Origin of the sequence: Kitasatospora sp. NPDC089913 (genome assembly GCF_044748625.1) — a bacterium.
In the GTDB taxonomy this organism is placed as follows: Bacteria; Actinomycetota; Actinomycetes; order Streptomycetales; family Streptomycetaceae; genus Kitasatospora.
Map to the genome: position 1 here is coordinate 203925 of NZ_JBIVGI010000012.1, position 13171 is coordinate 217095.

Annotated in this window: 11 protein-coding genes and 1 riboswitch; of the genes, 8 read left to right on the plus strand and 3 right to left on the minus strand. The window is 75.2% G+C overall.

What is annotated here, in order from left to right:
* The first annotated feature begins 83 nt into the window (after positions 1-83).
* Positions 84-1223, plus strand: coding sequence for an ABC transporter substrate-binding protein (locus tag ACIPYS_RS20410; protein ID WP_400747754.1), 1140 nt, complete (start codon positions 84-86; stop codon positions 1221-1223).
* A gap of 248 nt (positions 1224-1471) precedes the next feature.
* Here ACIPYS_RS20410 and ACIPYS_RS20415 read toward each other — a convergent pair whose 3' ends face one another.
* A complete protein-coding gene (locus ACIPYS_RS20415) occupies positions 1472-2968 on the minus strand; it encodes a bifunctional phosphatase PAP2/diacylglycerol kinase family protein (RefSeq protein ID WP_093858839.1) in 1497 nt (498 codons plus the stop codon).
* Positions 2969-3187: 219 nt separating this feature from the next.
* On the opposite strand from ACIPYS_RS20415, the gene ACIPYS_RS20420 reads away from it, so the two are divergent.
* The 3 genes from ACIPYS_RS20420 to ACIPYS_RS20430 all read left to right on the plus strand — a co-directional run bounded on the left by ACIPYS_RS20420 (position 3188) and on the right by ACIPYS_RS20430 (position 5694).
* A complete protein-coding gene (locus tag ACIPYS_RS20420) occupies positions 3188-3973 on the plus strand; it encodes a lysophospholipid acyltransferase family protein (RefSeq protein WP_400747757.1) in 786 nt (261 codons plus the stop codon).
* A 42-nt stretch (positions 3974-4015) separates the two neighbouring features.
* The gene (locus tag ACIPYS_RS20425; protein ID WP_093858837.1) at positions 4016-4522 is read left to right on the plus strand and encodes a DinB family protein; all 507 of its coding nucleotides are present in this window, start codon (positions 4016-4018) and stop codon (positions 4520-4522) included.
* 413 nt (positions 4523-4935) lie between these two features.
* Positions 4936-5694, plus strand: coding sequence for a class I SAM-dependent methyltransferase (locus ACIPYS_RS20430; RefSeq protein WP_400747759.1), 759 nt, complete (start codon positions 4936-4938; stop codon positions 5692-5694).
* A 131-nt stretch (positions 5695-5825) separates the two neighbouring features.
* Here the strand turns inward: ACIPYS_RS20430 and ACIPYS_RS20435 are convergent, their stop codons facing one another.
* Entirely contained in the window at positions 5826-6563 is a 738-nt protein-coding gene (locus ACIPYS_RS20435; protein ID WP_093858835.1) for an alpha/beta hydrolase, read from the minus strand.
* A 350-nt stretch (positions 6564-6913) separates the two neighbouring features.
* Between ACIPYS_RS20435 and ACIPYS_RS20440 the strand changes: the two genes are divergently transcribed.
* The 4 genes from ACIPYS_RS20440 (at position 6914) to lepB (ending at position 12286) form a co-directional block, all read left to right on the plus strand.
* A complete protein-coding gene (locus ACIPYS_RS20440) occupies positions 6914-7864 on the plus strand; it encodes a RimK family alpha-L-glutamate ligase (protein WP_400747762.1) in 951 nt (316 codons plus the stop codon).
* A 216-nt stretch (positions 7865-8080) separates the two neighbouring features.
* Positions 8081-8266, plus strand: a riboswitch (M-box (ykoK) riboswitch).
* Between the two features lie 359 nt (positions 8267-8625).
* Positions 8626-9798: a magnesium and cobalt transport protein CorA gene (locus tag ACIPYS_RS20445; protein WP_093858832.1), complete on the plus strand. Its 1173-nt coding sequence runs from the start codon at positions 8626-8628 to the stop codon at positions 9796-9798.
* 202 nt (positions 9799-10000) lie between these two features.
* The gene (locus tag ACIPYS_RS20450) at positions 10001-11086 is read left to right on the plus strand and encodes a helix-turn-helix transcriptional regulator (RefSeq protein WP_093858831.1); all 1086 of its coding nucleotides are present in this window, start codon (positions 10001-10003) and stop codon (positions 11084-11086) included.
* A 150-nt stretch (positions 11087-11236) separates the two neighbouring features.
* Positions 11237-12286, plus strand: coding sequence for a signal peptidase I (gene lepB, locus ACIPYS_RS20455; RefSeq protein ID WP_400747765.1), 1050 nt, complete (start codon positions 11237-11239; stop codon positions 12284-12286).
* A 189-nt stretch (positions 12287-12475) separates the two neighbouring features.
* Here lepB and ACIPYS_RS20460 read toward each other — a convergent pair whose 3' ends face one another.
* The gene (locus ACIPYS_RS20460; protein WP_093858829.1) at positions 12476-13171 is read right to left on the minus strand and encodes a TetR/AcrR family transcriptional regulator; all 696 of its coding nucleotides are present in this window, start codon (positions 13169-13171) and stop codon (positions 12476-12478) included.

Consider the following 13171-nt stretch of genomic DNA (forward strand, 5'->3'; position numbering starts at 1 on the left):
TTCGCCGGTTCGTGCCTGGGTAGGCTTCGCGCCCTGATCTCTGATCACGAACCGCCGAGACGATCACGGGGAGAGACCGGCGCATGAACACACCACCGGACCCGCACGGGCCGCACGACCCGCGCCGGCCGCACGGGGCGTCGCCCGCCGACGGACCGCCGGTCCTGATCGGCGCCCTCGTGCCGCTGACCCGCCCCGGCTGGGTCGCGGCGGGCCGGCACCTGCTCGCCGGTCTCGATCTGGCCGCGCGCGAGGTCAACGAGGCCGGGGGGATCGCCGGACGGCCCGTCGAGCTCGTGGTCCGCGACACCGCCGCCGATCCCGCCCGGGCCGTCGCGGCCGTCGACGAACTGGCCGGTCTGGGGGTGGCCGCGCTGGCCGGCGAGTACCACAGCGTGGTCGCCCGCGCCGCAGCCGCCCGGGCCGAGGCCCTCGGCCTGCCCTTCCTGTGCTCCTCGGCGGTGCTCGACGCGCTCACCGAGGAGCCGTCGGAACTGGTCGCCCGCATTGCCCCGGCCCAGTCGCACGGGTGGCGCGTCTACGCCGACTTCCTCCTCGGCGCGGGCCACCGCCGGATCGCCGTGGCGGCCGACCCGAGCATCTACTGGGCCTCGGGGACCGGCATCCTCCGGGAGCGGGTCACGGCGCGCGGCGGCACCCTGGTCGAGTTCGACCTGCCCGCCTTCACCCCCGAGGGCCTCTGCGAGGAACTCGCCGCCGATGGCGCGACCGTGCTCCTGCTCCTGGCCGGCCACCCCGACCCGGTGGTCCCGGTCGTCCGGGCCGTCCGCCGGGACGACCGCCTCGCCGGGGTCCTGATCGGCGCTCCGGCCGGGCAGCCGGAACTCGCCGACTGGGCGACGATGCTGGGCGAGGACGGTGTCGGCGTCCCGTTCCTGCGCTACCTGCCCGACCAGCTCGGCCCGCGCGGCGCCCGCGTCGGGGCGGCGTTGCGCGAGCGGCTCGGAGAGGACCCCTCCTTCGTCGCCTTCGAGGGCTACGACACCGTCACCGTCCTCGCCGAGGCGCTGCGCCCGCACGGCGCCGAGCCGGCCGGGAGCGCCGGGGCATGGCCGTCGGTCGAGGTCGAGGGCACCCGGGGGCCGGTCCGGTTCTCCAGGACGCCGGGCATCGGTGTGTGGCAGTGGGCCTGGGCCCCGGTCCAGGTGGCCGACCGCGACCCGGCGCAACCCGGCCGCTTCCGGGTCCTGCACACCGCCTGAGTACACCGCCTGAGTACACCGGTCGGACAGGCCGATCGCGCAGGCCGCCCGCGCGGGCCGGGCGCGCCGGAGGGCCCGCCGGCCCGGGGGCAGCCCGGGGCGGGGCGCGCGCGCGGCCGCGCCCCCGGCGACGGGGCCCGCCGGGGCGGGCCCCCCCCCCCGCCCCGCCCCCCCCCCCGGCCGGGGGCCCCCCCCCCCCCGCCCCGCCCCCCCCCCCCCCCCCCCGGCCGGCCCCCCCCCCCCGGCGCTCAGCCCGCGGCGGGCCGGTAGACCGTCAGCGCCCGCGCGGACTTGGCCAGCCGGAGCGGGCCCTCCGCGGGTACCGACTCGCCGTCGACGGCCATCCGGTGGGCGTCGCCCAGCCTCTCCAGGTCGAGCGCCCGGAGCCGGGCCGCGTGGTACACCCGGGAGCGGGCGAGCGTGCCGGAGAGGAAGGCGGCGGCGAGCCTGGTCCTGGCGAACGGTCGCCCGCCGTCGACCACCCGGACGTCCAGCAGGCCGTCGGCGAGTCCGGTCCGGTGGGTCGGGGCGAAGCCCGGCGGGTCGTAGGCGCCGTTCCCCGCGAACAGCAGCCACAGCTGCCGGTCCCGCCCGCCGGCCCGGACGGTGACCGGTTCACCGTTCACCAGCACCTTCGCGGTGGCCACCGCGAGGGCCGGCCACTTGCCCATCCGGCCCTCCAACGACTCACGCAGCTTGACCAGTTCGGGGTAGACGCCGAGGCTGAAGGTGTTGAGGAAGTAGCGCTGCCCGGTACCGTCGGTGGCCAGCCCGAGGTCCACCCCGCACGCACTGCCGGTGGTCACGGCCGTCGCCGCCGCCTCGAAGTCCTCGATGCCGAGATCCACGGCGAAGTGGTTGAGCGTGCCACCGGGGAACACCGCCAGCGGCAGGTTCCGCTCCACCGCGAGCCCGGCGGCCAGATTGACGCTGCCGTCGCCGCCGCAGACCCCGAGCGCCCCGCCCGCGGCCGAGGCCCGGTCGGCGGCCTCGGCGAGAAGGGCGGGCAGATCGTCCTCCGGCCCGCAGAGGCGGACGTCCGCCCGGGGCAGCAGGTCGCGCAGCACGGTGACCGTTTCCTCGGGGCCGTAGGACGCCAACGCGCCGCTGCCGGAACCCGAGTTGACCACCACCGACAGGCCCTCGCCCTCGGGCAGCGCCGGGGCCGGGCGGCGCGCGGGCCCGGCGGCCGGCCGCAGGTCGGACGAACGGGGCCACCAGCGCAGCGTCAGCGCGGCGACGGCCGAGCCCAGCGCGAAGCCGGCCAGCACATCGCTCGGGTGGTGCGCGCCCGTGTACACCCGGGAGGCGCCCACGGCCAGGGCCACCGGTGCCACGAGGGCTGCCGCCGCCGGAGCCTCGATCGCCACCGCCGTCGCGAAGGCCGCCGCCGAGGCCGAATGCCCCGACGGGAAGGAGGTGGTGATCGGCTGCCGCAGCAGCAGCCGGGCGGCCGGAATGTGGTCGAGCGCGGGCCGCGGGCGCCGGGTGAGCTGCTTGGCGGCCACATTGGCCGTGAACGAGGCGAGCGCCAGCGCGCTGACCCCGCGCAGTGCCGCCCGCCTTCCGCTCCGCCCGCCGACGGCCCCGAGCACGGCGGCCGTGCCGAACCACAGCTTCCCGTGGTCGGCGGCATGGCTTGCCCGGCGCAGCAGTTCGCCGACCCGTGATCCGGCCCCGAAGGGGTGCTCGGACACGGCGATCCGATGGAACAGTGCCTGGTCGATGTCGTCCAGTCGCCTCATCCGACCGAGCCTAGACGCTGGCGGCCTCCGGCGCGCGGCGAGCGGTCGGCGCGGCATCGGCGCCGGGCCGGTGCGGCGTTGACGCAGGTTCGGCCCCCGGCTCCGCCCAGCCCTCCCGGTCCTGCTTGAGTACGGGTACTCAGGCGCCGGCCGGCGCACCCGAGCAGACTGGCGCGGACAGCACCCCGCTCCACCGTCACCGAGGACGCACCCCACGCCATGCTGAGCCGTACCGCCGCCCTCCTGCTGCCCGCTCTCGGCCACCTCCGCATCACCGCCGACCCGCTCTCCTCCGCCGCCGACACCGCGCCCGACGCCCCCGACACCGTGCCCGACGCCCCCGACACCGTGCCCGACGCGCCCGACACCGTCCCCACCGTCGCACCGGGAAGCATCGTCGCGGCCAACCACACCTCGCTCGCCGACCCCGTCGTGGTGCTCGCCGCCCTGCACCGGCTCGGCGCGCGGCCGGTCGTGCTGGCCACCGCCGGCCTGTGGCGGATCCCCCTGCTCGGGACACTGCTGCGCCGCGAGGGGCACATCGCCGTCCACCGGGGTACCGCGCGGGCCGCGGAGTCGCTCGACGCGGCCGCCGAGGCGCTGGCCGCAGGGCGGGTCGTGCTGATCTACGGCGAGGGCGGGCTGCCGCGCCGCCGGGACTCCGGCGAACTGCCGCCCGGCCCCTTCCGCAGCGGTCTGGCCCGCCTCGCGCACGCCACCGGCGCACCCGTGGTCCCGCTCGGCCAGGCGGGCTCCCGCCGGCTCACCTCGGGCGGGACGGCCAAGCAGCTCGCCGGTCTCGCCACGGCCCCGCTCCGCCGCCCCGGCCTGCACGTCCACCTCGGCGCCCCGCTCCACCTGCCCGCCGACACCGCGGAGGCGACCGCCCGCGCCCACCACGCCGTCACCGCCGCCTGGACGGCCGCCAGCCGGCACGCGGCGGCCCGCGCCGCCGGGGGCCGCCGCGCCGCCGCCGGGCACGGTCCGGAAGCGACCCGTCCGTAAACATGTCGACAGCGGTCGCGCGATTGGGAATGCTGTCCCGCGATGACCAGGATCGACGACACGCCTCCCGCCTGGGACGAGCGCACACAGCTGACCACCTTCCTCGACTACGCCCGTGACACGGCCCGCGCCAAGTGCGAGGGCGTCTCGCCGGAGAACGCGCGCAGGGCGCTCCTGCCGGGTTCGCCGCTGATGACCCTGAGCGGGCTGGTGAACCACCTCCGCTGGGTCGAGTACTACTGGTTCCAGGTGGTCTTCCTCGGCGAGGAGGACCAGGGCCCCTGGACGGTGGAGGACCCCGACCGCGAGATGCGGATCGCCGTCGACTTCCCGCTCGAGCAGCTGCTCGACGAGTACGCCGGACAGAGCGCGCGCTACCGCGACCTGGTCGCCGCGAGCGACCTGGCCGACCGGGCGAAGCGGCCGGTCCGCGGCGGCCTGCACGTGGACCTGCGCTGGATCCTCCTCCACCTCACCGAGGAGACTGCCCGCCACAACGGCCACCTCGACATCCTGCGCGAACTGCTCGACGGCACGACCGGCGACTGACCCGCCCGCCCTCGGAAGGTGCCGGGTGATCGGGTGTTGCGGTCCCGCGGACGGGAGCGGATCGCGGCCACGACCGTGCCGAAGGCGGGCGCGCGCCGGCCTGCCCGGCCGTCAGGACGATGGCCGGTGACCGTGCCCGGGCGTCACCGGCCGGATGTCCTGGTGCTCGACCCACCTCGGGATCTGCCGATGCCGTCGTCGGCGTCCGCCGTGGCCGTGACGGTGGCGAAGACCTTCTCCCGCGTGCCGGTCGACCGCCCGGCGCAGCAGCCGCTCGTGCGCGGTCCGGAACGGGCCCGCCGGCGAGGCAGCGGGCTGCTTCGGTCCCGATGACCACCTGGTTGCCCAGCACCTTTTCGGGGGCGGGCCTGCTGCGACGGCGTACCGGTGAGCGGTGGGAGAGGATGAGCGGCATGGAGCGAACGTTCGAGGAACTGGTGGCCGAGGCGGCCGGTGCGTCGGTGGACGGCTGGGACTTCTCCTGGCTGGACGGCCGGGCGAGCGAGGAGCGCCCGTCCTGGGGGTACCAGCGGCTGCTCGGCGAGCGGCTGGCGCACGCGTCGGCGGCGCTGGACGTGCAGACCGGCGGCGGCGAGGTACTGGCGGGTGTGGCCGGGAGCTTCCCGCGGACCGTGGTGGCCACCGAGGCGTGGCCGCCGAACATCGCCAGGGCGTCGGCCCTGCTGCACCCGCTCGGCGCGGTCGTGGTGGCCGACCCCGACGAGCCGCCGCTGCCCTTCGCCGACGGGTCCTTCGACCTGGTGAGCAGCCGTCATCCGGTGACCGTGTGGTGGTCCGAGATCGCCCGGGTGCTGCGCCCCGGCGGCAGTTACCTGGCGCAGCACGTCGGGCCGGCCTCGGTGTTCGAACTGGTCGAGTACTTTCTCGGTCCGCAGCCGGAGGCGCGCCGGGCCAGGCGGCCGGAGGACGACGCGGACGCCGCCCGGGCCGCCGGTCTCGAGGTGGTCGACCTGCGCTCGGAGCGGCTGCGGATCGAGTTCCGGGACATCGGCGCGGTGGTGTGGTTCCTGCGCAAGGTGATCTGGATGGTGCCGGGGTTCACCGTCGACGCCCACCGGGAACGGCTGCGCGAACTGGACGCCCGGATCCGGGCGGAGGGGCCGTTCGTCGCCCACTCCGCCCGGTTCCTGGTCGAGGCCCGCAAGCCCTGAGGCCCGCAGACCTTGCGGGCCCCCGCAGGCCGGGGGCCCGCGGGCCCTGGGACCCTCAGGCACTCAGGCCCTCAGGCCCGCGAGTCCCGCCCGCGGTGCTCAGCGCCCGCGGGCGGCCCGGCGGTCCGGCCTCACCTCAGGTGCCGGGCGAAGAACTGCGCCGCGGCGTCCCCGGCGAACCGCGGGACACCGGTGTGCCCGCCGAGATTGGCGTTCAGCGTCTTCTCGGCGGAGCCGAACGCGTCGAAGAGGTCCAGGGACGCCTGCCGGTCGTTCCCCTCGTCGTCCCACTGCAGCAGGACGTGCAGCGGGACGGTGACCCGGCGGGCCTCCTCGAACGTGGCGGCGGGCACGAAACTGCCCGCGAACAGGACGGCGGCCGCGATCCGCGGCTCGACGAGCGCCAGCCGGGTGCCGATGGCGATCACGCCGCCCGAGTACCCGACCGGGCCGCCGATCCCGGGCAGTGCGAGCAGGGCGTCCAGAGCGGCCTGCCACTCCGGGACGGCCTGCTCGACCAGGGGCAGGACCAGCCGGTCCACGATCTCGGGGCCGACGGGTTCGCCGGCCGCCATGGCCCGGCGCAGATCGGCGCGGGCCTGCTCGGTGACGGCGGAACGCGGCCGTTCGCCGCTGCCGGGGAGTTCGAGGGTGGCCGCGGCGAAGCCGTCCGCGACGGACTGCCGTGCCCGGTCCAGCAACCGGGGGTACATCCGCTCCAGGCCGCCGGGGTGGCCGATCAGGATCAGCGGCACCGGCGCGGAGGGGGAGACGGACGCGGGCGTCCACAGGATGCCGGGGATGCCGTCGAGGGTGAATTCGCGCTCGAGGACGCCGTCGTCGAGGCGCTGCTCGGAGGTGAATCGCATGGTCGTGCCTTTCGGGAGTGCTACGTGAAGGCGCTCCCGGACGACCTATCGCCCGACCATGACTCCGGAGGGGAGCACCCATGTCGATACAGCGTTCACGGGTACCACCTCCTTGTTCTCTCGCACGGCCAACGGGAATGTAGCAGTGGCCGCCGCTGCCCGCCAACCGGTTTTCCCGGGGTGGCGTGGCGGTGGATCCGCCGGCCCGGCGGACGCGGGGCGCCGCGACATGGCGGCGCGGTGAACGCGTGGCACCGTTCGGGTACACGCGAATTTGCCCGGGGCACCTTCCCCGGGCGGGTGCCTGGATCCGCTTGCCTGGGCATGTTCGCGACATGTTCTATGGGGTCATGGGGCGCAGTGAGCTCGTTCTGATGACCGATCACGGCTCGACCGAGGGCAGCCGGGAGGCGCTGGCCGCCGCGGTGCGGAGGCTGACCGGGCAGGCGCCGTTCCTGCTCGACGCGCGGTACTTCATGACCGGCGGTGCGACGGGCCCCGCCGGTGGCGGACGGGTGCGGGGCACCGGTGACGGGGTCGCCCTCGAAGTCCCCGCCGAGGGCCTCGCGGTGACCGCCGGGACGGTGCTCCTGTACGAGATACCGCCGCACCGCCGTCACGAACTCGTCGACTGCCAGCGGCTGCTGCGCGAGAACCGGGTCCGCTCCCTCGGCACCGCCGCCGACGGCTGGCGGGCGGCCACCGACAAGCGCCTCACCGTCGAGTGCTTCACCCGGGACGGCGTCCGCCAGATGCCGACGGTCGCGCTCTCCCGGCCCACCCGGGCCGAGGCTGCCGAGGTGTTCGAACGGCTCGGCGGCGACGTCTGGGCCCGCCCGGCCCTCGGGATGAGCGGGGAGGACGTCTTCCACGTCACCACCCGCGCCCAGCTCGCCGAGGCGGCCGAGCGCTACGCCGAGGCCGGTGCCGCCTGGCTGCTCGCCGCCGACGCCCGCAACTTCACCGCGGACGGCCGGCGCCACCAGTACCGGGTGACCGTGCTCGCCAGCCGGGCGCTCCGTGCGGTCGAACACGTGCAGGACGACCCGGACCAGCCGTGCAACCTCGCCCGGGGCGCCGTCTCCACCCCGCTGCCGGTCGAAGCGCTGCCCGCCGGGCTGGCGGAGCTGGCGGTCGCGGCGACCCGCTCGGTGGGCCTGCCGTTCGCGGCGGTCGACCTCGCGGGGGAGAGCGGCGGGGCGGTCTTCGAGGTCAACGTCCACCCGGCGTTCGGCTCGCCCGGGGCGCTGGAAGCGGTGGCGGTGCCGTACGTGGCCGCCCACCTCGGACCGGCGGCCTGACCTGCGGCCCGGGGTCGGCGGCTTGACCGGCGGCCCGAGGCAGGCGACCCGAGGCCGGCGACCCGACCGGCGCACGCCGGGTGGCCGGGGCGTGCACCGCCCGTGCGAGCCCTCGACGGGCCCCGCGCACCGACCGTCGCACGCTCCGCGCCGACTCCTGGCCGGACCCCTGGTCGAAGTACGCCTTTCCCGGGTACTAGACTCGGGGAGGTTGTGAAGGCACCTCGTTCGGTGAGGCGTCGCCATGGACACAGGCCACTGACCCCACGACGTCGAGAGACGCCCAGGGTCAGGACAGGTCTCCCCGGCCTAAGGGGTGACCCCAAGTGGCTGCACCCCTCGGGACCATCCCGGGTGCTACGCCGTGGCGTGCCAAAGCTCTGACGAGATCAGGGGTGCCCACCCGACGCTGCGGTGCCCGTGCGCGCCCGCTCGGCGGTGTGGAGCCTCCTGGTGGCCCGGTTACGGCGACCCCGCGCGGGCGCCCCGACGGCGAGGAGGTGAGAGCGATGGAGTGCGGTAGTAGTCCGGGTCGAAGTAGGCCCCTCCCCAGGACGTCCCCCATGTCTCCTGGCACCCGGCGACCCTCCTCCCGTACCGCTCCCGACCCCCGCCGTCGCACCGCCCGCCGCTGATCCGGCGCGGCCGCGCGGCCCGGGCGCCGTGCGCGGTGGAGGACGGCCGGGCGCCTCCCGCCCGCCCCGCACCCCCGACCCGCTGTGTCCGGTGCGGTGGCCCCCGAACCGCGGAGGTACCCCGTCATGTCCGACTGGCGTGTACGCGCAGTGCGTGCGAGCAAGCTCCCCTTCAGCCGTCCCACCAACCCGGCCGGCGGCACCACGCCCGCCCAGCCCGCCCCCGAGCACTCGATGGACCCGCGCCCGGACCAGCCGGTCGAGCACGTGAGCCTGGAGCGCTCCGTCGTCGATGCCGGCGTCTACCGCGACGGCCACCGGCTGGCCTCCGCCACCGACCTCGCCGGCGTCTACCGCGAACTGCCCGGCAAGCCCGGCACGATGGCCTGGATCGGGCTCTACCGCCCGGCCGAGGCCCAGCTGCTGGAGGCCGCCGAGCGGTTCAACCTGCACGAACTGGCCGTCGAGGACGCCATCGTGGCCCACCAGCGCCCCAAGCTGGAGCGCTACGGCGACACCCTCTTCGTGGTGCTGCGCGCCGCCCGCTACCTGGACGACGTGGAGGAGGTCGACTTCGGCGAGATCCACCTCTTCGTCGGCCCCGACTTCGTCCTCACCGTCCGCCACTCCCAGGCCCCCGACCTCTCCACGGTCCGCCGCCGCCTGGAGGCGGACCCGGAGCTCCTGGCCCTCGGCCCCGAAGCGGTGCTCTACGCCGTCCTGGACGCCGTGGTGGACGGCTACGCCCCGGTGATCGCCGGCCTCCAGCACGACATCGACGAGATCGAGACCGAGGTCTTCGGCGGCGACCCGCAGGTCTCCCGGCGCATCTACGAACTCTCCCGCGAGGTCATCGAGTTCCAGCGGGCCACCCGGCCACTGCTGGAGATCATGCAGAGCCTGGAGGCCGGTTTCGAGAAGTACGGCACCGACGAGGAACTCCGCCGCTACCTGCGCGACGTCGCCGACCACGCCACCTACGCGGCCGAACGCGTCGACGGCTTCCGCCAGATGCTCCAGAACATCCTCACCCTCAACGCCACCCTGGTCTCCCAGCGCCAGAACGAGGAGATGAAGCAGCTCGCCGAGGCCAGCCACGTCCAGAACGACGAGATCAAGAAGATCTCCTCCTGGGCGGCCATCCTCTTCGCCCCCACCCTGGTCGGAACCATCTACGGCATGAACTTCACCGACATGCCCGAACTCAAGTGGGCCTTCGGCTACCCCTTCGCGATCGCCCTGATGGCCGTCGTCTGCACGAGCCTCTACCTCGTCTTCAAGCGCCGCAACTGGCTGTAGCGGCCGGGGAGTCGCGACCGTCGAGCGGCGGGAGAACCGGACATCGGGTTCCCCCGCCGCGCCGGCCGACCGGACCGGGCGTCGGGGTCGGGGACCGACCGGAGGATGAGGAGAAGGGGGCCGGGGACCGTCCGGAGGGGGAGGGCGGATCCGCCCGGCGGGGCATGGGTGGGCGCTCGGTGTGCGTGTTAGCTTCCGGCGCATGGGATCACGCGGGGCACGTGGGGCGGCGGCGCGGCAGGCGATCGAGGAGCTGCGGGAGCTGGCCGGGGCGGGGCTGGGGGCCGAGGGGGTGTTCCGCAGGGCGGACGAGCTGTTGCGGGGTGTCCTGGAGTACGACGCGGTCTGCTGGCACTCGGCGGATCCGGCGACCGGGCTGGTGAACTCGGTGCTGAGCGACGACCTCAGTCTGGAGGGGTTCGAGCACGCGGTGCGCCTGGAGGTGTGGGCGGACGACGTGGCGACGTTCTCGGGGATCCGGCGCAGCGGGGTGCGGGCGGAGACGCTGAGCCGGGCGACCCGGGGGCGGCCGGCGGAGAGCGTGCGGTTCCGGGAGCAGATCCGGCCGGCGGGGTTCGGCGACGAGCTGCGGGCCGTGTTCGACGCGAACGGCGGGATGTGGGGGTGCGCGGTCTTCCTCCGGGTGCCCGGCCGGGGGCCGTACCTGGCGCGGCACCGGGACTTCGCGGACCTCGCCGCGCGGCACCTCGGCCATGCGCTGAGGGCCTGTCATGTGCCCTCGGCGGCGGTGGCGCCGGGCCGGGCGGCGGACGCCGGGCCGGCGGTGGTGGTGCTCGGCCGGGGGAACCGGCCGATCGCGGTCTCCGGTCCGGCGGAGGAACTGCTCGGCCGGCTCTCCGACCCGAGCCGGACCTCGCTGCGGGTGCCCACGGCCGTCGCGATCGCCGCCGAGCAGGCCCGCCGGGTGGCGCACGGCCTGCCCGTGCCGCAGTCGAAGATCCGGGTGCAGGACGGCGAGGGCCGCTGGTACGTGCTGCACGGTTCGGCGATGCAGGGCGCCGCCGAGGACCTGGTGACGGTGGTGGCGGCGCCGGCGGGGCCCGCCGACGCGGTGCCGCTGTACCTCTCGGCGTACGGACTGACGGCGCGGGAGCAGGAGGTGGCGCTGCTGCTGGTGCGGGGGTGCGACACCCGGGACGTGTCGCGGCTGCTCGCGATGAAGCCGTACACGGTGCAGGACCATCTGAAGTCGGTGTTCGCCAAGGCCGGAGTGGCCAGCCGGAGGGAGCTGGTCGCGCGGATCATGCTGGGCGGTGGGGTGTCGTAGCGCCGGGGCCCTGGGTGTACGTTCTGACGGGGCGACGGCGGCGGGAACGGTCGGGGTACGGCCCCGCCCGGTTGCGGGAACCGTCGATCGTTAGCTGACAACGGGGGGTCCCGCACGGGGGCCCGCCGGGCCGTCCGGAGGGGGCCAGGGATGAGCGTGGAGGAGACCGCCGGTGCGGCGGGCACCGGTCAGGGCGACGGGGAGACCCCCGAGGTGGCGGCCACGGCCACGGCCACCGGGGGCCGCGCCGCCGACGCAGGCGCGGAGGCGAGGACCGCAGAAGGGGCCGACGGCGGCGCGGACGCGGACGCGAACGGCAGGGGCGGGCGCGGGAAGGCGAAGAAGAAACGGCCGTTCTGGCAGGAGCTGCCGATCCTGATCGTCATCGCCCTGCTGCTCTCACTGGGCATCAAGACCTTCTTCGTCCAGGCCTTCTCCATCCCCTCGGGCTCGATGCAGCACACGCTGGAGAAGGACGACCGGGTCCTGGTGGACAAGTTCACCCCGTGGTTCGGCGCCGAGCCGGAGCGCGGTGAGGTGGTGGTCTTCAAGGACCCGGGCGGCTGGCTGGACTCGGTGCCGCGGGTCAAGGGCAACGCGTTCGTCGAGGGGATCCGGACCGCGCTCGGCACGGTCGGTCTGCTGCCCTCCGACAACGAGAAGGACCTCATCAAGCGGGTGATCGCGGTCGGCGGCGACACCGTCGAGTGCCGGGAGGGCAGCCCGGTCAAGGTCAACGGGGTGGCGCTGGACGAGCCCTACCTGTACCCGGGGGCGACGCCGTGCGGTGACGCGCCGGTGGGCACGGTGACGGTGCCCAAGGACCAGCTGTGGGTGATGGGGGACCACCGCAACGACTCGCGCGACTCGCGCTTCCACGTCAACGAGCCCGGTGGTGGGTTCGTCCCGGTGAAGAACGTCATCGGCCGGGCCTTCGTGATCGCCTGGCCGCTGTCGCGCTGGGACACCCTGCCGGTGCCGGACACCTTCGACCAGAAGGGTCTTGCGGCAGGGGCCCCGGACGGCCTCGGCGGGCGTGGCGGGGAGGGTCCGGCCGAGCCTTCGGCGCCGGAGGCCGCCCTGGTGGCTGCGGCCGTCCCGTTCGTGCTGCTGCGGCGACGCCGGGTGGAGCGGGCGGAGACGGGGAAGCGGACCCGGCGGGCGGAGCGGACCGAGCGGGCGGGGGACGCCGACCGCTGAGGAGCGAGGCGGGAGCCCGGGTGCCCGTCGGGCCCGCCGTACCTGTCCGCCGCCGTACCTGTCCGCCGCCGTGCTCGCCCCGGTCCTCCGGGGCCGGGCCCGGCGGCGGACCGCTTCGCGAGAGCGGTCGGGACGGTCAGGGCGGTCGGGACGGTCGGGGCGACGGCCGAGGGGAAGGTCGGGGGCCGGTCAGGCGGCCGGGCCGTGCCAGCCGGGGGGACGGCCGTAGCGGGCGAGGAAGAGGTCGACACCGGACCCGATGGTGCGGGCGAGTTCGTCGTCGTCCACCGGAGTGGTGGGGGCGAAGGTGTGCACCAGCTGCGGGATGCCGACGGTACAGGCCACCAGCTGCTGGACGGCGAGCTTCGGGTCCGGCACGTGCAGTTCGCCCTTGGCGGTGAGGTCGGTGAGCATCTCGACCAGCGGGCCGTTGTTCATGTCGTAGGTGACCAGGTACCAGAGCTGGCCGAGCTGCGGGAAGCGGTCGATCTCGCCGATCACCAGACGGCGCAGCAGCATGATCTCGGGGCGCAGCAGGATGCGGGTGAGCTCGGTGGCGTGCCGGACCAGGGCGGTGCGCAGGTCCGGGGCGTCGGCGAGGGCCCGGGCGGGCGGCGTCAGGTCGGCGTAGGTCTTCGGCAGCACTCCGCTGACGACGGCCAGGAACAGGCGCTCCTTGCTGCCGAAGTGCTTGTAGATGGTGGCCTTGGAGACGCCGGACCGGGTGGTGATGACGTCCATGGAAGCGGCCGAGTAGCCCTCGGCGAGGAACTCCGCGAGGGCGGCGTCGATGATCGCCTGACGCTTGCGGGCCGCGGTGTCGCCCGGTGCCGGGATGATCGGCATCCCGTACTCGTCGGTGGCGTCCTGGCGCTCGGCTCCCAT